Consider the following 1,045-nt stretch of genomic DNA (forward strand, 5'->3'; position numbering starts at 1 on the left):
ATCACAAGGAAGAAAGTCGGCAACATCTATAAATTCATCTTCTGTGAGTCTATCGTTTCTACCATCAATGAGTTCTTGAATCAGCTTGACTTGTCTGTCGCTGAGGATAGCAGTGTTCGCATGCTGAATGGCATGACGCTTTCTTAATCCTGATTCGCATGCAGCTACTTCACAGGTATCTACATCTAAAGCAACGGCTCTGGAGGAAATTCCGACCTCTTTTTGATCTTTTTGTCCTGTTAAGGGATCTGCGCGATTGACTCCCAAAGGCTTACCGCTGACAGGCCTGACGGTTCTGCCGGAAACATTGTCGTAATCCGCTGTAGCACTATCTGAGACAACGGCTGTTGCAGTGCAAGCAGAAAAATTTTGCCCCTGATTATATGAGGATTTAGATAATTGATTCATCATCACTCCTGTCTTTAATTGTACTTAATCTTGACGGGGGTGAGCCCACTCTATGGAATGCTCGTAAATTAAGACCCGCTAATTAAATGAAAGTTCCAAAACAGAAGGACTACAGAGTTGAAAAAAGACCTCTGGCCGAGCCAATGCAACACAAAGCAATGTCAATAGCCTGAAATATTGGATGCATTGGGGGGATATACCTCATTCTCTATTATCTTCCTCTGTGTATTGATCCGCGAATGCAAAAATATTGCCGGCAAACAACGTAAGTCCCTTGACCAGACTGATCAGAGGAAAGACGGCGTTATTGGCTCCAAGATTGAGTTGGTCATTGACATTATGGAAGTCTTTGGGAAATTTTTTATGTATGTCGAAAGTCTCCAAATCTTTTGGGTATAGTGTGGTGTCCAGTTTTCCATTTTGCTTTATGTGTTCTGAGTAACACTCATCAGAAGGAGTAAATGTACAATGATCTGTGGCCTCGTGAGGTTGTATGGCTGTCCAGTACAGAATTTCCTCAGCTGTGCGTGTCAGCCAGGAACGGTATGTTGTTTCGTCAACCCCCATAAATTCTGGCAGTCTTGACCTGGACGGCCATTCTTTTTCTTTTGCGAACAGGCCTGACAGATATTCGTTC

2 protein-coding genes are annotated in these 1,045 nt (G+C 43.3%); both read right to left on the bottom strand.

Annotated elements, in window-relative coordinates; all coding sequences use genetic code 11:
- A partial coding sequence (locus KDK17_RS07860) for a hypothetical protein (protein WP_257287781.1) occupies positions 1-411 on the bottom strand: 411 nt, incomplete at its 3' end.
- Positions 412-609: 198 nt separating this feature from the next.
- A partial coding sequence (locus KDK17_RS07865) for a hypothetical protein (protein ID WP_257287782.1) occupies positions 610-1,045 on the bottom strand: 436 nt, incomplete at its 5' end.

It is taken from the genome of Endozoicomonas sp. SESOKO2 (genome assembly GCF_024606245.1).
In the GTDB taxonomy this organism is placed as follows: Bacteria; Pseudomonadota; Gammaproteobacteria; order Pseudomonadales; family Endozoicomonadaceae; genus Endozoicomonas_A.